This window comes from Kitasatospora sp. NPDC004240, from assembly GCF_053603215.1.
On record NZ_JBSGFD010000045.1, the window covers coordinates 32,291 to 50,649 of the forward strand.

16 protein-coding genes are annotated in these 18,359 nt (G+C 75.9%); 9 read left to right on the forward strand and 7 right to left on the reverse strand.

Annotated elements, in window-relative coordinates; all coding sequences use genetic code 11:
* The first annotated feature begins 254 nt into the window (after window positions 1–254).
* The gene (locus ACWEQL_RS14890) at window positions 255–2,018 is read left to right on the forward strand and encodes a S8 family peptidase (RefSeq protein ID WP_452150638.1); all 1,764 of its coding nucleotides are present in this window, start codon (window positions 255–257) and stop codon (window positions 2,016–2,018) included.
* 88 nt (window positions 2,019–2,106) lie between these two features.
* On the opposite strand, the gene ACWEQL_RS14895 is transcribed toward ACWEQL_RS14890, so the two are convergent.
* Window positions 2,107–2,943, reverse strand: a complete 837-nt coding sequence (locus ACWEQL_RS14895; protein WP_452150639.1) for a DUF4389 domain-containing protein — start codon at window positions 2,941–2,943, stop codon at window positions 2,107–2,109.
* A 268-nt stretch (window positions 2,944–3,211) separates the two neighbouring features.
* Window positions 3,212–3,637: a hypothetical protein gene (locus ACWEQL_RS14900; RefSeq protein ID WP_452150640.1), complete on the reverse strand. Its 426-nt coding sequence runs from the start codon at window positions 3,635–3,637 to the stop codon at window positions 3,212–3,214.
* 129 nt (window positions 3,638–3,766) lie between these two features.
* Here ACWEQL_RS14900 and ACWEQL_RS14905 point away from each other — a divergent pair, with 129 nt between their 5' ends.
* Genes ACWEQL_RS14905 through ACWEQL_RS14920 form a run of 4 tightly spaced genes read left to right on the forward strand, consistent with a single transcriptional unit; the run spans window position 3,767 to window position 10,333 of the window.
* Window positions 3,767–4,942 carry an AAA family ATPase gene (locus ACWEQL_RS14905; protein WP_452150641.1) on the forward strand — a complete coding sequence of 392 codons (1,176 nt, stop codon included), beginning with the start codon at window positions 3,767–3,769 and terminating at the stop codon, window positions 4,940–4,942.
* Window positions 4,939–5,460 carry a bpX5 domain-containing protein gene (locus tag ACWEQL_RS14910; protein ID WP_452150642.1) on the forward strand — a complete coding sequence of 174 codons (522 nt, stop codon included), beginning with the start codon at window positions 4,939–4,941 and terminating at the stop codon, window positions 5,458–5,460. The genes ACWEQL_RS14905 and ACWEQL_RS14910 overlap by 4 nt, the downstream gene beginning before the upstream one ends.
* Complete coding sequence (locus ACWEQL_RS14915) at window positions 5,457–7,220, forward strand: hypothetical protein (RefSeq protein WP_452150643.1); 1,764 nt, start codon at window positions 5,457–5,459, stop codon at window positions 7,218–7,220. Before ACWEQL_RS14910 ends, ACWEQL_RS14915 begins: the two co-directional genes overlap by 4 nt.
* The gene (locus ACWEQL_RS14920) at window positions 7,217–10,333 is read left to right on the forward strand and encodes a bpX6 domain-containing protein (RefSeq protein WP_452150644.1); all 3,117 of its coding nucleotides are present in this window, start codon (window positions 7,217–7,219) and stop codon (window positions 10,331–10,333) included. Before ACWEQL_RS14915 ends, ACWEQL_RS14920 begins: the two co-directional genes overlap by 4 nt.
* 221 nt (window positions 10,334–10,554) lie before the next feature.
* On the opposite strand, the gene ACWEQL_RS14925 is transcribed toward ACWEQL_RS14920, so the two are convergent.
* The 5 genes from ACWEQL_RS14925 to ACWEQL_RS14945 form a co-directional block, all read right to left on the reverse strand.
* A complete protein-coding gene (locus ACWEQL_RS14925; RefSeq protein ID WP_452150645.1) occupies window positions 10,555–11,304 on the reverse strand; it encodes a DUF6193 family natural product biosynthesis protein in 750 nt (249 codons plus the stop codon).
* Window positions 11,305–11,401: 97 nt separating this feature from the next.
* Window positions 11,402–12,280, reverse strand: coding sequence for an isocitrate lyase/PEP mutase family protein (locus ACWEQL_RS14930; RefSeq protein WP_452150646.1), 879 nt, complete (start codon window positions 12,278–12,280; stop codon window positions 11,402–11,404).
* A gap of 226 nt (window positions 12,281–12,506) precedes the next feature.
* Window positions 12,507–13,001: an N-acetyltransferase gene (locus tag ACWEQL_RS14935; RefSeq protein WP_452150647.1), complete on the reverse strand. Its 495-nt coding sequence runs from the start codon at window positions 12,999–13,001 to the stop codon at window positions 12,507–12,509.
* A gap of 120 nt (window positions 13,002–13,121) precedes the next feature.
* On the reverse strand, window positions 13,122–13,949 hold the full coding sequence (locus ACWEQL_RS14940; RefSeq protein WP_452150648.1) for a class I SAM-dependent methyltransferase: 828 nt from the start codon (window positions 13,947–13,949) through the stop codon (window positions 13,122–13,124).
* 290 nt (window positions 13,950–14,239) lie between these two features.
* Window positions 14,240–15,169: an acyltransferase domain-containing protein gene (locus tag ACWEQL_RS14945; protein WP_452150649.1), complete on the reverse strand. Its 930-nt coding sequence runs from the start codon at window positions 15,167–15,169 to the stop codon at window positions 14,240–14,242.
* Window positions 15,170–15,283: 114 nt separating this feature from the next.
* Between ACWEQL_RS14945 and ACWEQL_RS14950 the strand changes: the two genes are divergently transcribed.
* From ACWEQL_RS14950 to ACWEQL_RS14965, 4 genes are all read left to right on the forward strand, one after another.
* Window positions 15,284–15,892, forward strand: a complete 609-nt coding sequence (locus ACWEQL_RS14950; RefSeq protein WP_452150650.1) for a hypothetical protein — start codon at window positions 15,284–15,286, stop codon at window positions 15,890–15,892.
* 100 nt (window positions 15,893–15,992) lie between these two features.
* Entirely contained in the window at window positions 15,993–16,853 is an 861-nt protein-coding gene (locus ACWEQL_RS14955) for an NmrA family transcriptional regulator (RefSeq protein ID WP_452150651.1), read from the forward strand.
* A gap of 89 nt (window positions 16,854–16,942) precedes the next feature.
* Complete coding sequence (locus ACWEQL_RS14960; protein ID WP_452150652.1) at window positions 16,943–17,521, forward strand: anthrone oxygenase family protein; 579 nt, start codon at window positions 16,943–16,945, stop codon at window positions 17,519–17,521.
* A gap of 184 nt (window positions 17,522–17,705) precedes the next feature.
* Window positions 17,706–18,284, forward strand: a complete 579-nt coding sequence (locus tag ACWEQL_RS14965) for an SMI1/KNR4 family protein (RefSeq protein ID WP_452150653.1) — start codon at window positions 17,706–17,708, stop codon at window positions 18,282–18,284.
* Window positions 18,285–18,359 lie beyond the last annotated feature (75 nt).

Genomic DNA, 18,359 nt, shown 5'->3' on the forward strand with positions numbered 1-18,359 from the left:
TCACTGAGCTGACCTGACCCGATCCGGTACGACCGCCGGACCACCGGGTGCGCAAAAGTTGACGCGCTTGTGACAAATAGTCACGCGAAAAGTCTTCCCCGCGCACCCGGTGGTCTGGCATGTTGCGTCCACCCCCTTACACCCGTTCGCCCCACGAACGGGTGATCGATCGGCGCGCCAACAGCGCCCGGTGCTCCCGGAGGACGCACTTGTCACCCCTGATATCCCGGCGGTTCGCACGCCCCCTGGCCGCGATGGCCATCGCCTCGGCCATGACGCTCGCGGTGCCCGCCTCGTTCGCGGTCGCCGCCCCCGCCACCCCCGCCGACGCCGGGTCCGCCGCCTCGGCCGGGTCGTCCGCGGCAGCCTCGGCGGGCAGCGCCTGGGCCGCCGGCACCCGCGCCTACCTGGTCATCACGACCCCCGGCGACACCACCGCCGTCCGCTCGGCGATCACCGCCAACGGCGGCAGCGTCTTCGCCGCCTACGACGCGATCGGCGTCCTGGTGGCCCACTCGACCTCCGCCTCCTTCGCCGCCACGATGCGCGGCGTCAGCGGCGTCCAGCAGGTCGGCGCCACCCGCACCTCCGACGTCCCGGCGGACGCCTACAACCCGGCCCTGCCCGCCAACCCGGCGCAGTCGGCCACCACGCTCACCGAGACCAACCGCTGGGACATGACCCAGATCAAGGCCGACCAGGCCTGGGCCGTCACCACCGGTTCGTCGAGCGTGAAGGTCGGCGTCCTCGACACCGGCGTCGACGACCAGCACCAGGACCTCGCGCCCAACTTCAACGCCGCCGACTCGGTCTCCTGCGCCTACGGCAAGCCGGACGCCCGCACCGGCGCCTGGCGGGACGTCGACACCCACGGCACCCACGTCGCCGGCACCATCGCGGCCGCCAAGAACGGCAAGGGCGTCGTCGGCGTCGCCCCGGGCGTCAAGATCGCCTCGGTGCGCATCGCCGAGCCGACCTCCACGCTGTTCTTCGCCGAGAACACCGTCTGCGGCTTCATGTGGGCGGGCGACCACGGCTTCAAGCTGACCAACAACAGCTACTACACCGACCCGTGGGCGTTCAACTGCCCCGACAACCTCGACCAGGCCGCCATCATCGAGGGCGTGCGCCGCGCCCAGGCCTACGCCGAGGGCAAGGGCTCGCTCCAGATCGCCGCCGCCGGCAACTCCAACTACGACCTGGCGAACAAGACCACCGACACCACCAGCCCCAACGACTCGACGCCGGTCACCCGCACCATCACCAACGCCTGCATCGACATCCCGACCGAGCTGCCGGGCGTGGTCACCGTCGCCGCCATGGGCAGCGGCAACGTCAAGGCCTCGTACTCCAACTTCGGACGGAGCGTCATCGACGTGGCCGCCCCCGGCGGTGACGGCGCCAGCGGCGTCTACTCCACGCTGCCCGGCGGCAAGTACGGCAACAAGAACGGCACCTCGATGGCCACCCCGCACGTGGTCGGGGTCGCCGCCCTGATGCTCAGCGTCAACCCCTCGCTGACCCCCGCCGACCTCCGCGCCCGCCTGGCCTCCGACGCCAACGACGTCGCCTGCCCGTCGGACAGCCGCTGCACCGGCACCACCGCCAACAACGCCTTCTTCGGCGAGGGCCAGGTCGACGCCCTCAAGGCCGTCGGCGGCACCCCGCCGCCCGGCAAGTACTTCGAGAACCTCACCGACGTCACCATCAACGACAACGCCACGGTGGAGAGCGCGATCACCGTCAGCGGGGTCACCGGCAACGCCCCGGCCACCCTCAAGGTCGGCGTCGACATCAAGCACACCTACCGCGGCGACCTGGTGATCTCCCTGGTCGCGCCGGACGGCACCGTCCGCGTGCTGGAGGACTTCACCGACAGCGACGGCACCGACAACGTCGCCAAGACCTACACGGTCAACGCCTCGTCCAGCGTCGCCAACGGCACCTGGAAGCTGCGGGTGCGCGACATCGCCTCGGCGGACACCGGCAGGATCGACGCCTGGAACCTGACCTTCTGATCCCGGCCTTCTGATCCCGGCGGGTCCCCTCACGGGCCGGGGTCCCGCGGCGCTGTACGCCGCGGGGCCCCGGCCCGTTCACCGTCGCTCAGCCGCCGGCCGGGCCGGGCCGCGGCGGGCCGGTCACCGCGGGGGACCGGCCGTCGTCGTCGGTCCACCAGCCGGTCACCGAGGAGGTGGCCGAGGCCAGCAACCCGATCAGGATGAACGCCACCAGCAGCCCGCGCCCGGCCCCGCTCAGCACCAGCGGCCGGGTCGCGGACCCCGCCCCGCCCATCGCGGACCACCCGGGCACCGGCCCGCCCAGCAGCTCCCGCTCGTCCTCGCCGAACAGCCCCTTCGGGTAGGCGGAGGAGAGCATCAGCCAGTACGCCTGGTACCGCAGCCGGTAGCGCACGATCGCCGCCGTCGCCTCGAACAGCGGCCGCGGCATCCGGCCCAGGATCAGCACCACCAGCCAGCTGATGAACGACACCGCCCACCAGCCGGTCAGCAGCACGCTCTGGATGATCGCGGCCGGGATGACCAGGATGAAGCGGAAGAACACCGCCAGACGGTTGAGGGTGCCCGGCTTCAGCGCGATCTGCAGCGGGTACTCCGGCGCGTGGAAGGCGAACGGCGGGTAGCGGTCCACCGTCAGCATCGCGTAACCGGTGAGCCGGGTCTCGTACCCGAGGTAGGTGGACAGGTAGGTGGCGGCGAACTCCGGCAGCCGGCCCAGCACCAGGGCGCCGAACCAGCCGATCACGGCGACGACGAACGCCACCACGGACAGCACCCACACCACGATGAACTGCGGGATCGCCAGCAGCAGCCGCAGCAGTACGGTCAGCCGGTTCTGCTGCTCCGGCTCGGGCAGGTCCAGCACCGGCAGGAACTCGCCGACACCGGGCGGGGGAGCGGCGGCAGGGGGAGCGTCCCACATTCCGGGGCCTCCAGGGTCTTCGGGCGTCAGGGTCTTCGGACGGGTCGGGCTCTTCGGGCGGGTCGGGGGGTCTTCGACGGGTCGGGCGTCTTGTGGGTCATCGGGGTCAGCGGGTCCCGAGGGGTCGCCGCCGGGCGGCGACGACACCGGGCCCCAGCGGCACGGCCGCTGCTCCGAAGATCCCAGGCCCCCGCCGCCCCCGCCGCCCGGGCTGACCCGAGCGGGCGACGCCCCGCCGCGCCCGCCGCCGCCCCACGGACCCCGGCGGTCAGCGGGCCGGGGGCCGGCCCGCCGTCAGGCCCGCGCCGTCCTGGAACTCGATCAGGACCCCGCTGTCCACCAGGAACACCCAGAACTCCCGGCCGCAGGCGTCCAGCAGCGCCTCCGCGTGCTCCGCCAGCCGGGCCGCGTCCAGGGCCACCGAGGGCACGGCCAGATTGCCCCAGAACAGCACCGCCAGTTCCTGCGGGGCGGCGAGCTCCGCCAGCAGTCCGCGCAGCGCCGTCGCGTCGAAGTCCTCGACGCGGCGGAGCACCCGGGCGCCCCGCCAGTCCAGCCGGGTCGAGCCGACGGCGGCGAAGCGGTCCAGGCTCAGCGCGGTGAACGCGGCGTCCTCCGCGGCCGAGAGCACCATCGCCGGCGCGCCGACCGCCGCCGCGAACTCCTCGGCCGGCCCCGGCTCCGTCCCGTACACCGCGTCACTCCCTCACCCGTACCGGCCGCCGGCGCGTCCGGGCGGCAGGTGAGCATACGACGGCGCCCGCGCGTGTGATCGATAACCCGTTGGTGGGCGTCCGCGGGCGGACCGTAGACTCCGGTGCTCGTGACCGATCTTCGAACCGCCGCCGCCGACCCGCAGGACGGGCCCGGCGCCCTCGCCGCCGACGCCGAACTGATCGGCGCCGCCGTGGCCGCCGCCGGCCACGGGCTGATCGACCGCGAGACCGTGGCCGAGACGGTCGCCCTCTGCGCGGTGGCGGGGGAGCACCTGCTGGTCGTCGGCGCGCCCGGCACCGCCAAGTCCGAGGCGGTCCGGCGGGTCGCCGGTCAGCTCGGCGGCCGCTACTTCGAGTACCTGCTCGGGCGGTTCACCGAGCCCAACGAGCTGTTCGGACCGGTCGACCTGCGGCGCCTGCGCGAGGGCCGGGTCGAGTTCGAGACCGCCGGCATGCTGCCCGAGGCGGACATCGCCTTCCTGGACGAGGTGTTCCTCGGCTCCACCGCCGTCCTCAACACCCTGCTCGGCCTGCTCAACGAGCGGGTCTTCCGGCGCGGCGGCACCGTCCTCGCCAGCCCCCTGCGGGTCTGCGTCGGCGCGGCCAACCACCTCCCCGAGGACCCGGCGCTGGCCGCCGTCGCCGACCGCTTCCTCGCCCGGATCTTCGTCGAACCGGTCGCCGACGCCCGGCTGGAGGAGCTGCTGGAGGCCGGCCGCAGGCCCGCCACCGCCCTCCCCGCCGCCGACGGCGACCTGCTCGGCGGCCTCGACCGCCTGGCCGTCGCCGCCCGCGCCTGCGACCTCGACCAGGTCACCCCGCTGCTCGGCACCGCCCTGCGCCGGCTGCGCTCGGCCGGGGTCCCGGTCAGCGACCGGCGGGCCGTCCGCTCGCAGCGGCTGGTCGCGGCCGCCGCCGTGCTCGACGGACGCGACACCGCCTCGGCCCGCGACCTGTGGGTGCTGCCGCTGATCGCCCCGACCGCCGACACCCAGGCGCTCGCCCGCGAGACCCTCGCCGACCTGATCGAGAAGTCCGCCAACCGCAGCCTGGTCAACGCCGCCGAGGAGCTGTCGCGCAGCACGCTCGCCCGCGCCGAACGGCTCGCCCGTTCCGGCGCCGCCCTGCTCGCCGAGCACGGGGCCCTGCCCGACGGCCGCGACTCGCGGCTGCGGCTGGAGGCCGCGCTGCGCGAGATCGACGCCGGGTTCGCCGCGGACGAGCTGCCGGCCGTGCTGGCGGGCATACGCACCGCGCTGGTCGCGGCGGTCTCGCCGACGTGAGCCCGCCGCACCCGGAGCTGCCGCCGTCCGCCTCGCAGCCGGGATCCCCGTCGTCCGGCCCGTCGTTCGCGCTGAACTGGGAGCGGCGCGAGCCGCCGCTGCCGGTCGCCGCCGTGCTCGCCCTCGACACGGACGTCCCCGCCCTGGCCGCCGCCACCCGCGAGCGGATCGGCGCCGGCGCGCGGCTCGGCGTGCTCGCCGACGACCGCGCCCTGCTGGTCCTCGGCGAACCGGCCGACCTGCCGTGGTCCGCCGGCGCCCGCTACCTCGGGCGCGAGGACGGCCTGCTGGTCCCCACCACCGCCCGCCCCCGGCCCGCCGCGCCGCTCTGGCGGACGGCGCTGGGCGCGCGGGACGGCCAGCTGTGCGTCCTGCTCCCCGGCCACGCCCTGGTCGCCGACCCGCCGCCGCCCGCCACCGACCCGTCCGCGCTGACCCGCTTCACGGACGGCGCCGGCCCGGACGGTGCCGGCCCGGGCGGGGACGGCGGCCCGGACACCGAAGGCCGACCCGCATGACCGCCGTCCTGCCCACCGCCCTCGCCCCCTGGGCGGCCACCCTCGCCGCGCTCACCCCCGAACTGGCCACCGCCCTGGGCCCGCTGCTGCGCCGCCTGGACACGCTGGTCACCGAGGACGAGCCCGCCACCGACCCCGGGGGCGCTCCGGACGGCCACGGCGGACTCACCCGCAGCGGCCGTCCGGACCAGCTGCTGCCCTCCGAGTGGCTGCTCGCCGAGGAGTTCCCGGACGAGTTCCTGCGCCGCTTCGTCGACCGTGAACTCCTCCACCTGGCACCCGAGTTCCGTGCCCCCGCGCCCCGCGGCCGGATCGTCGTCCTGGCCGACAACGGCCCCACCACGGCCGGCGCCGGACGCCTCGTCCAGCTCGCCGCCCTGCTCGTCCTGCACCGCCGGGCCGCCGCGCGCGGCACCGAGCTGCGCGTCGGCATCCTCGGCGACCCGCCCGGGACCTGGCTCGGCACCGACCTCGCCGACCTGCTGCCCGCCTGGCTCGAAGCCCGCCGGGGGGACGATCCCACGCCGGCCGACGTGGCGGGCGCCCAGCGGGAGGCCGACGCCGCCGACCAGGTCTGGGTGCTCACCTCGGAGCAGCTGGCCGCCCGCCTCGCCGCCGATCCGTCCACCTCCACCGCCGGCCCGTCCACCGCCGGCCCGTCCACCGCCGGGGCGGCCCGCCGGCCACGGCTGCTGACCGCCCGGCCCAGCCGGTGGAGCGAGGACGGCGCCACCCACGTCACCGTCCGGGTGGGCCCGACCCCCGGCGCCGCCTCGGCCGCCGCAGCGGTCGAACTGCCGCTGCCCGCCACCGACATCGCCGTACGGGCGCTGCGCGGCGCCGGGTTCAGGCGGGTGCCCCCGGGCGTCGTCGAACTGCCGGGGGAGGTCCTGGGCGAGGCGCGGCCCGCCTTCACCACCAGGGCCCGCACCCTGCTCTCCCGCGGCCGCAGGCCCGCCACCCTGATCGCCGTCAACCTGACCTCCGGTGAGGCACGGGACACCAGCGTCGTCCGGCCGCGCCGCCACGATCTGCCCGGCCCCCTCGTCGCGGCCGGACGCAACGGCCGGCGCCTGATCGCCCTGTACGTCCGCGGCGACGAGCTGCTCCCGTACGTCAGCGGCCGACCGCTCGGCGAACCCGGTGCGTACCGGGTGGACCGTGCCACGCTCGGCCTCGACGACGCGCTGCTCGACGAACTGCTCACCCTGCCGCCGCTGCCCGTCCTGCTGGAGGGGACGGACCTGGTCTGCCCGCTCGGCGGGCGCTGGTGGCGGATCGGCCCCGACGGCGACGTCCGCGACGAGGGCCGGACCGTCACCGGGCGCGACGGCCGCCCCTTCGACCGCGCCCGCGAACCCCGGCTGTACAAGGGCCCGCTGCCACCGGAGACGGCGAGCGCCGTCGACCTGGTGCACGGCGGGGACGCCCTCGCCTGGACCTACGACCGCAGGGCCTGGTACCTCCGCACCCGCAACGGCGACCACCCGCGGATCACCATCCGCGAGGACGCCGAGGTGGTCGGCGTGGTCCACGACCTGGGCGAGGCGACCCTGATCACCTGCAGCCGCAGCGGCCGGATGGTGCGCGCCGTCCGGGCCACCGGTGTGCGCACCCTCAGCCGGTTCTCGGGCGGCACCGGCCGGCCCGCCGTCCACCCGCTCCACCCCCTCATCGCCACCACCCCGTCCGCCGACCGCGTCGTGATCGGCAACGCCGAGACCGGCCGGGTCCACCACCACATCGGGAGCGAGCGGTGAGCACCGCCGAGTCCGCCCGCACGGCCGGGCGCGGCGCGTTCCGGGCCACCGTCGACGCCGCCGGCTTCGTCCTGGACGTCCCCGTCACCGGTGTGCCCGAGGCCGCCGGGCGGGTCCTGACCTGGTGGCAGGACGGTGCCGAGCTGCGCGCGCTGCCGGACGGCGCCTGGCTGCTGGTCCTGCCCGAACCGGTCACCGTCCGGGCCGACCGGGCCCCCGGCCTGCCGGTGCTCCGGGCGGACGGCGCGCTGCTCGCCCTCGGCACCCCCGCCGGCCCCGCACCGGACTCGCAGGTACCCGCCGGGCACCTCGTCCGGACCGTCGGCGGCCGCGCCGTCCGGCACCGGACCGCCGAACTGCCGCGGCTGGACCCGGCGGGCTGGCTCGACCCGCGCGGCCTCACCGTGCACCACCTCGGCCCGGTCGGCACCCCGGCCGAACCCGAGGTCCTCCAGGACGGCGTGCCGCGGCCCGCGCGGCCCGACCTGCGCGCGGCGGCCGGCGTCGGGCCGCGCTCCGAGGCGGCCCGCAGGCTGCTCGGCATGCCGGGGACGGACGAGGACGGGCCGGGCAGCGAGGGGAAGACGCCGGGCCGCCGGCCCTGGCGGGCCCGGCGGCGTCGGCGCCCGTCCGGCCGCGGGTCGTCCGTCCGGCCGGGCCTGCGCCGGCCGAGGGTGATCCCGGCCGTGATCTCCTCCGTCCTCGCGGTGGCGGCCGCCGTGGTGGTCCTCCTCGGAGCGCTGGTCCTGCTCGGCCGGGCGGTCCGCGACCACGCGCCCGAGGGCTCGACCGGGTGGCGTCCGCTGCTGGCGGTCGCCGTCGCGGCGGGCCTCGCCTGGGCGCTCGGCCCCCGACTGCTCGGCGCCCTGCCCGCAGCCGGTGCCGGTGCCGGTACCGGCTCGGGGAGCGGGGCGGGTGCCGGTGCGGAGAGCGCGGCCGGTGACGCGGGCGCGTCGAAGCCCTCGCGGCCCCGGCGGCGCCCGCTGCGCGGACTGCTCGCCCGGTTCGCCCTGCGCACCCCCGCCGCGCACCTGGTCCGCGGCCGCCACGCCCGCTACCTGCAGCGGCTCACCCGGGCCTTCGAACAGCGCCGCTGGGAGGACGCCCTGCGCGACGCGATCCACCTCGCCGACGGCTCCGGAGGGGACCGACCCGGGTGGCTCGACCTCGGCCTGCCCCCACGGCACACCGGAGCGCTGCGCCCCACCCCGCGTCCCTCGGTGCCGGGCGGCGCCTCGGTGCTCTCCGGCCCCACCGTCCACCAGCATCTGACCGAGCTCTACCGGCGGGCCGCCGAGGCCCTGGAACGCGAGGGCCGGATCGAGGAGGCCGCCTTCGTCCTCGCCGACCTGCTCACCGCACCCGACGAGGCGGTCGCCCTGCTCGACCGGCACGGCCGCACCACCCAGGCCGCCGAACTGGCCGAGGGCCGTGACCTCCCCGCCGATCTGGTCGTCCGTCTCTGGTGGCGGGCCGGCGACCGGACCCGCGCCGTCGAGACCGCCCACCGCCGCGCCGCCTTCGCCCCCGCCGTCGAACGGCTCACGGCCACCGACCCGGCGGCCGCCCGCGACCTGCGACTCGCCTGGGCCGACCACCGCCGGCAGGCCGGCGACCGGCTCGGCGCCGTCGAGGCCGTCTGGCCGGACGAGACCCTGCGCCCCACGGTGGCCGCCGACCTGCGCGACGCGGTGGCCCTCGGCGGCCCGGACCGCGGCCGCGCCCTGGCCCACCTGCTCGCCCTCGGCGCCGGGGACGCCACCCGGAACCTCGCCCTGGCGATCCTCGACGGCGCGGCCGACGCCGGCGCGGTGGCCGGCAGCGGCGTGGCCGGCGGCCGCTCCGCGCTGGTCGCGGCGCTCGCCGAGCTGCCCGGCGCCGACCGGGCCACCGACCGTGAACTCGCCACCGCCGCCGCCCGCGCCGCCGTCCGGGACCGCGGCTTCGGCGACTCCGTCGGCAGCGCCGTCGGGCGGCGGCTCTTCGACCAGCTGGTGGGCCGCGCCGACCCGCTGGTCGCCGCCGACCTGGCCCGACCCCGGCGTGCCACGGCCGCCACCGGGGCCCGGGCGGCCGATGCGGCCGCCCCCGCCCGGTCCGAGATCGTCGCCGCCGACCGGCCCGGCACACTCCCCGTCCTGGACGCCGCCCTGCTGGCGTCCGGCTCGCTGCTGATCGCCTGCGGACAGGCGGGCGTCCGGCTGCTCACCCCCGACGGCCGCACCCGCGCCCGCTGGGACGTCCCCGCCGACCGGCTGGTCCTCGCCGACCACGGCGGCTGCGCCCTGCTGGTCGCCGACTACGGGAGCGTCCAGGAGGTCTCGCGACTCGACCTCGCCACCCGCGCCGTACGCCGCTGGGCCACCCTGCGCACCCGGCAGATCGTCCCGTCCTTCGACGGCCGCCTGCTGATCACCCAGGACGAGGACGGGATCGCCGTCCTCGACACCCTGGCCGACCGCCCCACCGTGACCTGGCGGGAGCCGGGCGGCGCCCACACGCCCGGAGGGCAGCGCGTCCTCGGCGGGGTGAGCCGCACGCCGAGCCGGTGCTCGGCCGTCGTGGTCACCGGAACCCATGTCGGCACCCCGCTGGTGGAACGCTGGCGCTGGGATCTGCCCGGCTGGGAGTTGCGCTCCCGCCTCCCGCTGGGCCGGGAGGAGATCGAGGGCGCCGACGGCACGGTCGACCCGTTCAGCACGCTGGCGGGTGGGCAGCTGCTCGCCACCACCCGGAAACCGGCTCCGGAGGGCGGTCAGGGCCGGACGGCGCTCCGCTTCATCGGCGAGTACACGCCCGACGAGCTGTTCGCGGGCGCGGCCCTGACCTCGCCGCTCGTGGACGGCGACCACTGGGCGCTGACCACGCCGCTCGCCGCCCCCGCCGACACCGACCTGCGCCTGCACGCCGGCCGGGGCGCCAAGGCGCCGTCCTTCACGGCGGTCTTCCCCGCCGCCGGCGCCCCGGGCGCGCCGGCCGCCGGCCTCACCCCCGTCCACCTCCGCCGCCACGCGGACGCGGTCACCTACTGGCACCGCAGCGGCCGCGTCCTCGCCACCAGCCCGGACGGCGCCACCCTGCTCGCCAACCTCCGTATCACCGCCGACCGCTGACCGGGCCGCAGCGGGGGAGTACGGCTCAGAGGAGCTCCAGCAACACGGTGAGGGAGGCGATGGCCGACACCTCCTTCGCCTCCGCCGTCACCGCGCCTCGGCAGACCGCGCGCCCCGCGTAGCCGAGCCCGATGGCGGCGGTGTCTGGTTGCCGGTCGGCCTCGCCCGGCGGGCCCCGGGTCGCTGTCCGGTCGATCGCTCTCCGGTCGATCGCTCTCCGGTCAGCCGCTCTTCGGGCGGACGGCGCCCGAGGTGATCGGTCCGAGGCGGGCAGGCAGGTGATGCAGCGCCGCGGCCACGGCCTTCTCGGGGGTGGTGGCCACGTCGAGGACGTGCTCGCCCAGGATGTCGTCGCACACCCGGTAGCGGTCGACCCCCGAGGCGAACAGGCACGGCCCGACGGCCGTCATGAACGGGCGGGTGGACGTCGAGAACCTCAGCACCCAGTGGCTGGTGAACGGGAAGAGCCCGCGCAGCACCGGCTCGGCGTACGCGGCCTCGATCAGCGCCCGGTAGGCGGCGCCCTGCTCCTCCGCCTCGATGCGCAGGTGGTGCCACTCGGACTCGGTCAGCCGCGCGAGGTCCTGGTCGGGCACCTCGAACCGGCCCGTCAGCCGTACGAACGGCGCGGCCCGCGGGATGTCCTCCAACGCCGCGCCCTCGTGCCACGCGTGCGCGGCCCGGGCCAGCTGCGCGAGGTCGTCGGTGGAGCCCTCGACGAGGGCCATGCCCTGGAAGGACTCCTCGCCGCGGATCGACCACCGCCGCTCGGCCGCCCAGGAACTGATGGACAGGGGCCTGCGGTGCGCCAGCGGGCTCATCACCGTGGCACCGCCCAGAGGCTGGGACTCCGAGGACTCGACGGGGACGGTGAGACCGCCCGCCTCGGCCGCCGCGCGGAGTGCCGCACCGAGGCCGCCGTGGGCCGCGACATCGGGATAGAGGACGGCGGGATCGGTGTTCGCGCTCATGACGTCCGATTCTGCCGCAGCCGTCGGCGGCCCTGGGCAGGGGCCGCCACCCGCTACCCGCGGGGTGCTCGCTCCGGTGCTCGGCCGTGCCCGGGGCTCAGGCCGTCACCGTCTCTCGGGGGCGGGTGAGGTTGCGCTCCAGCAGCCGGGTTGACTCGGCGACCCCGATCTGCGGGAGCTCGGGGGTGCCGACGGGCAGCCGTCCGTCGGCGACCTTGAGCCCGGCCAGCGCCTCGTCCATGGCCTGGTGGGCCGCGAACAGGCACGGGGTGCTGTAGATGGCGACGTCGACCCCGAGCGCCGTCAGCTCCGACAGCGACAGCCGGGGGGACTTGCCCCCGGCGATCTGGTTGAACAGCAGCGGCTTGTCGCCGACCACCCGGCGGATCCGGCGGATCCACTCCTCGCTGCGCACCCCGTCGACGAGCACGACGTCCGCCTCGGTGGTGGCCAGGGCCTCGGCGCGCCGGAGGATCTCGCCCTCCTCGGTGGCGTCGGTCCGTGCGACCACGACGAGGTCCGTCCGCGCGGCGAGGACCTGGTCGAGCTTCTCCAGGTACTCGTCGAGCGGGAGCACCCGCTTGCCGTCGGCGTGGCCGCAGCGGCGCGGGCGCTTCTGGTCCTCCAGGATCACCCCGGAGGCGCCGGTCCGCTCCAGCCGGCGCACCACGTGGCAGGCGACCTCGGGGTCGACGTACCCGTCGTCGATGTCGACCAGCAGGTGGTGCTCGGGGAAGGCGCCGCGCAGCCGCTCCACGAACGCGACCATGTCCGGCCAGGCGATGAACCCGATGTCGGGCAGGCCGTAGTAGGAGGCCGCGAACCCGAAGCCGGAGACGAACATCCCGTCGTAGTGACCGGCCGCGATGGAGGCGGAGTACATGTCGTGGACGCCGATGAGCGGGGTGGTGCCCGGGGCGGCGATCGCCTCGCGCAGCCGGCGGCCGTGGTCGAGGGTCCTGGGTCCGTGGTTCAAGGTCGTGGTCTCCTGCTCGGCCGTGGAAGCGCCGACCGGCGCGACAGTGCGGGAGGCTGCCCGAACGTGGTGCGTCCCAGGCCCGGCTGATCCCGTATCACTATGCGCGCTTTAATCTTCCGTGGGCAAATCTTTACGGGAATTAAGCCCTTTCGAGGGATATCCGTATGACTATTGCCCGGGAATCAGGAGTTCGTGGACGGAGGGTTGAGCGAGAGGGAGCGCCTCAGTCCCCGTCGGGGAGAGCCAGCCAGTCCTCCCAGGAGATCTCGCGGCCGATGAGCGCCGGCCGCTCGAACGGCCAGTCCTCGGCGATCCAGCGGGGGACGAGTGCGTCGAGGTCCCGTTCGAGAGCGGTGCCGACCCGGTCGTCCACCACCCACCAGGAGATCTCGGCGTCGAATCCGGCCTTCCGCGCCGGATCGATGTACACGCAGCCGAGCAGCACCGTCTCGGCGTCGTCGAGCAGTGCGTAGTTGAAGGACTCGTGCGCCGCGATCTCGTTCTCGTGGCGGATCAGGTCCTCCAGGTCCTGCTCGTACGTCATGGAGGCCGGGGGCCAGCCCCAGGCCTTGCCGTAGATGGACCAGAGCCGCTCGCGCGAGCCCATCACCGCGGGGTAGTCGATATCGGTGTCGGTGCCCCGGATCGGGCGCAGGTGGTGTCCGCCGGGCAGCTCGACCCGGACGGGGTGGACGAAATCAAGGGGAAGCCAACTCATCCGCCGGAGGCTAGCCGACGGCACGTCACGGGGCACCCGGTTTTCCGTCCGTCGGAGAGCCCCGGGCCGGCCGCGCCCGAAACTCCGGGCCGGCCCCGCTCGTACCGCCTACCGCCCCGCCTACCGCCCCGCCCGCCGCCTCCGCAGCTCCGCCAGCAGCCGCCGGGTCGCCCGGGTCGCCGCCGGTGGCAGGAGGTCCAGCGCGATCCGGCGCGGCAGCGACCGGCTCGGCCGGGCCGGCGCGGACGGCGGCAGCTCGTTCAGCCGCAGCACCGTCGCCCCGGCGATGGTGTCCACGTCCAGCGCGTACCCGGCGGCCTGCCAGTCCCGCTCCAGCAGCAGGCTCCGCAGTGCCTCCGCGTCGCCCCAGGTGCCGTACAGCTTCATCGGGGTCAGCAGCACGGGCCGCAGCCCGCCCGTGAACACCGCCTCCCAGGCCGCCGCCGAGACGCCCGGCGTGTGCTCCGAGCGGTAGTCGTCGAGCACCACCAGGCCGTCCTCGACCAGGGCCGCCCGCGCCACCCGGATGTCACCGGCGACGTGCTCGTAGAGGTGGGAGGCGTCGACGTGGACGAGGCGGCAGCTGCCGGCGGGTATCCGCCCGTCGGCGAGGAGCGAGGTCGGCCCCTGCACGATCACCGGCAGCTCGGGGTGGAAGGCCAGGTAGTTGGCCTCGAAGGCGGCCCGGGTGAGCGTCCGGCGGTACGACATCACCATCTCCGCCGCGTTGTCGGCGTCGCCCGCCTCGGAGTCGAACAGGTCGCAGACCGTGAGGGTCTCGCCCGGCCGCAGGTGGTCACCGAGCAGGACGGCGCTGCGCCCGAGGTAGCTGCCCAGCTCCAGCAGGTCACCGGTGGTGCCGGCCGCGCTCTGGCCCGCCAGCAGGTGCGCGAAGGCCTCCTGGTCGAGCCGGAAGAACCAGCCGGGGATCTCGTCCCGCGTGGTCACCGGAGTGGGCTCCGGCGCGGGCTCCGGCGCGGGGACGGGCCCGGCCGGGGGCGTGGCGCCCGGCTCGGACGGCTGGCTGACTGCGGTGGCGGCACGGGACACGACGTCCTCCGGGGGCTGAGCTGTGCTGCGCCGGCCGGACTGGCCCGTGGCCGGTCCGGCCGAGGATAGCCGCGCGGAGCCCTCCGGGGGAGCGGTCGGGACCCACCGGTTTTCGGTGCGTCCCGTCCGCCCGCCCCCGGGAGGCCGCCAGCCCGGAGGCCGCCCGCCCCCGGGAGGCCGCCGACCGCTCAGCCGTCGACCGCGAGCGGGCACCACCCCGCGGCCACGTGCCAGTGCCCGCCGTCGCGCAGGTGCCCGGCGATCGCCCGGCGCAGGACGGTGTCGCGCGGCTGCTCCTCCAGCGGGAGGTCCGGGTCCCGGAAGACGAAGGCGAGCGGGTTGTCGTCCTCCGGCTCGCCGAGCGGGCGCAGCGGGGTGAAGCGGCGCTGGAACCGCAGGATGTTGGAGTCCGCGGGCAGGTAGCGGGCGAGCTGGGGGTCGAGCAGCCAGGAGTGGATGCAGAAGGTGCCGTACGGCTCCTCGGGGTAGTGGCGGGTGAAGAACCCCCTGGCCAGGGCGAACGCCCGGTCGCAGGCGGCGGGGTCGAGCGGGCCGTGGAAGCCGGGGATGTGCACGGCCAGGCTCCACCCGCCGAACCCACCGAACCCGGCGTCCGCCAGGGCCGCCGCCTCCGTGCCGGTCAGTCTGCGCCGCTCGAACTGGAGCCGGCCGAGCTGGTACAGCTCCCCCCGGAACACGTGGCGCATCCAGGAGGGGTTGCGCAGCCCGGCGTCGCCGTCCCGGCGGCGGCCGGCGGCCATCTGCCGGCCCAGGTCGGCGAGGGTGTGCCGGGTGACCTCGGGGGCGATGCCGCGGGTGCGGTGCAGGGCGCGGGTGCGCGGCGCCAGCGCGACGAAGAGCAGCGTCGCCAGTTGCCGGGCCTCCCGCTCGTCCAGCCCGTCCGGCGGCCAGCCGGCCGGGAGGGCGGAGGGCCGGCCGAGGGTGCCGACGGCCGCGGCCTCCGCGGTGACGGCCTCGTCGAAGGCCGCCCGCAGGGCGGTGTCCCGGGTCAGCCGGTTCCGCAGTGCCAGCAGGTCGTTCACCTCCTCGAACGGTACGCCCAACTCCGCCAGCTCCGCCGGCAGTTCGTCCGCCGCGGGCAGCGTCCACGCCTCCATCGGGCCTCCCTGGATCGATCCGGACCACGTTCCGGCTGATATTCGTACCCACCGGCTCACCCCACGTACTACGCTTCGCCGGCGATCTTGATGTTTCGAGGGGAGTGCGGACGAGTGACCGGGATAGATGCCGACGGGCCGGACGTCGTGGCCGACACCGACGGGCGTGAGGCCCCGGCGGCCCCGCGCCGCCGGTGGGGGCCGCTGCTGGGCGCAGTCGCCGTGGCGGTGGCCGTGGCGGTCGGGGTCGGGCTGTACCTGACGGCCCAGGACGAGGAGGGCGGGCCGGTGCAGACCCTGTGCGGCCTGCCCCGGAAGGCCGGTTCGCCGCTCGACGTCCTGCTGCCCAAGGGCCGGCCGGGCGTCGAGGAACGCGGGGAGAGCGACGAGCCGGGGAAGCAGGTGTCCTGCGACGTCACCGTGGACGGCAAGGAGGCCGTCCACGTCCTCGCCATCGCCATGCCCGCCGACACGGTCGGACCGCCGACGGACGACGAGGCGCAGCCCGCGTACCTCCTGGGCCGCGGCGCAGTCTCGGCCTCCACCACCGGCATGATGGTGGACTACTGCCCGAAGGACCGCACCCGCGTGGTCCACGTCAGCGTGTTCCTCGGCTCCGACCAGATGCCCGAGCCCGGCGCCGACGTCACCCCGTTCAAGTCCGCGCTCAAGTCGCTCGCCGAGACCGTCCTCGCCGAGCAGGGGCCGACGCTCTGCGGCTGACCCCGCGCGGAGCCTCCCGGCCGCGATCGTGGACGATCTCGCATGGGGGTGAGATCCACGACCATGGTCGCGGCCGGGCCGGTGGACTTGACTGGTGGTCATGACGGAGAACACGAAGAACGCAGAGAACACGCAGGCCGCCGGCACCGGGGCCGCCCCCACCGTCCTGGTCACCGGCGGCACCGGCAAGACCGGCCGCCGGGTGGCGCAGCGGCTGGCCGCGCGGGACGCCCGGGTGCGGATCGGCTCGCGGAGCGCCGAGATCCCGTTCGACTGGGACGACCGGGCGACCTGGGGGCCGGCGCTGGAGGGCGTGGACGCCGCGTACCTCGCCTACGCCCCGGACCTCGCCTTCCCCGGCGCGGTGGAGACGGTCGGCGACTTCGCCCGGCTGGCGGCCGAGCGCGGGGTGCGCCGGCTGGTGCTGCTGTCGGGCCGCGGCGAGGAGGCGGCGCTGGCCGCCGAGAAGGCCGTGAGCGAGGCCGGCACCGGCTGGACGGTCGTCCGCTGTGCCTGGTTCAACCAGAACTTCAGCGAGAGCTTCCTGCTGGAGCCGGTGCTGGCGGGCGAGTTGGCGCTGCCGGTCGCCGCGGCGGTCGAGCCGTTCGTGGACGCGGACGACATCGCGGACGTGGCGGTGGCGGCGCTGCTGGACGAGGGCCACGACGGTGAGGTGTACGAGCTGACCGGGCCGCGGCTGCTGGGCTTCGCCGAGGTGGCGGCGGAGCTGTCGGGGGCGATGGGACGGGAGGTGCGCTTCGTACCGCTGCGGCCGGAGGAGTTCCGTGCCATCCTTCAGGAGGCCGGACTGCCGGGGGAGTTCGCCGACCTGTTCACCTCGATCCTGGACGGGCGCAACGCCAGTGTGACGGACGGGGTGTTCCGGGCGCTGGGCCGGGCGCCCAAGGACTTCACCCGGTACGCCCGGGACGCGGCCGCCGCCGGCGTCTGGACCGTCTGAGCACCGACCCCGCGTCACCGATCACCGCACCACGCACGTGACTTGGCCCCACCGGCGGTCGCCGTGACCGCGCCCGAGGAAGGAACAGCATGAGCACCGACCGGACCACCACCTTCGCCGCCTCCGCACCCGGCGGGGAGGGCGGCGCCCCCGCCGCCTCGCGGACCGCGTCCACCCTCGGCGGGCGGGTGCTCCTGGGTGCCACCGTGGCCATGGGCCTGATGGCGGGTCTGCTGTTCGCCTTCAGCGTGTCGGTGATGCCGGGGCTGGCCAAGGGTGACGACCGCTCCTACGTGACGGTGATGCAGAACATCAACAAGGCGATCGAGAACGGGGTGTTCGGCCTGGTGTTCCTGGGCGCCTTCGTGGCGACGGCGGTCGCCGCCTGGCTGGAGCGGCGGGCCGGGCGGCACGCGGTGGTCCCGTGGATCCTGGCCGCGCTGGTGCTGTACACGGTGGCGCTGGGACTGACCATGGGCGTCAACGTGCCCCTCAACAACGAGCTGGCGCAGGCCGGGGACCCGGCGTCGATCGCCGACCTGGCGGCGGTGCGGGCCCGCTTCGAGGACACCTGGGTGCTGTCCAACACGGCCCGTACGGTGGCGTGCGTCGCCGCCCTGGTCGCGCTCGGCCGGGCCCTGGTCCTGCACGGGCGACTCAGCCGCTGAGCCCGCCGCGCCCGCTCTTCCCGCCACACCCGCCCCGCCCCCGCCGACAGGCCGGGGGCGGGGCTTCCGCGTCGGCGCGTCCGGACGTGGGGCCGCCGCGCCCGGTGCTCCTCGTCCACCGGGGCGGGCGGCGCCCCTGCGGGCCTCGGGTCGCGATGTCGGACGCCTCTGCGAGCATGCCCCCATGACCGGCATGTTCGACCGGCGCCCCGCTGAGGCCGGGCACTCCGCTGAGGCCGGGCGCCCCGATGAGGCCGTACTCGCCGCACTCCGCTCCGCGTTCGCGCCGGAGTGGCGGGAGCCGGCGCTCGGGGACGAGGGCGTGGCCGCGTGGGAGGCCGGGAACGGCGTGACGCTTCCGGAGCCCTACCGGACCTTCATCGCCGGGATCGGCAACGGCAGCGGCCTCGGACCGCCCGAGGACGGGGGTCTCCAGCCGCTGGGATGGCTGCCCGACACCTGGCCGGACCTGGGACCGCGCCTGCCGGGCGAACCGTTCCCCCTGGAGGCCGCCTGGCCGTGGGAGGACGACGGGGCCACCGCCGCCGACGATCCGCGCGTCGCCGCCGTGTTCACCCACGGATCGGTGGTCCTCGGCTGCGACGAGGGCCCGGTCTTCTGGCTGCTGGTGACGACCGGGCCCCGTCGCGGGGAGGTGTGGGCGGTGTCCGAGGTCGGCGCGGCCCCGCTTCCGGGCGCCGGGGTACAGGGCTTCGCGGAGTGGGTCGAGCAGTGGCGGGCGGGCGCAGACCCGTGGGCGTGAGCCGGCAACCGGTCGGTGTGACGGCCCGGGTACACGTCGGCGGCCCCGCCGGACCGTCGGGTCCGGCGGGGCCGC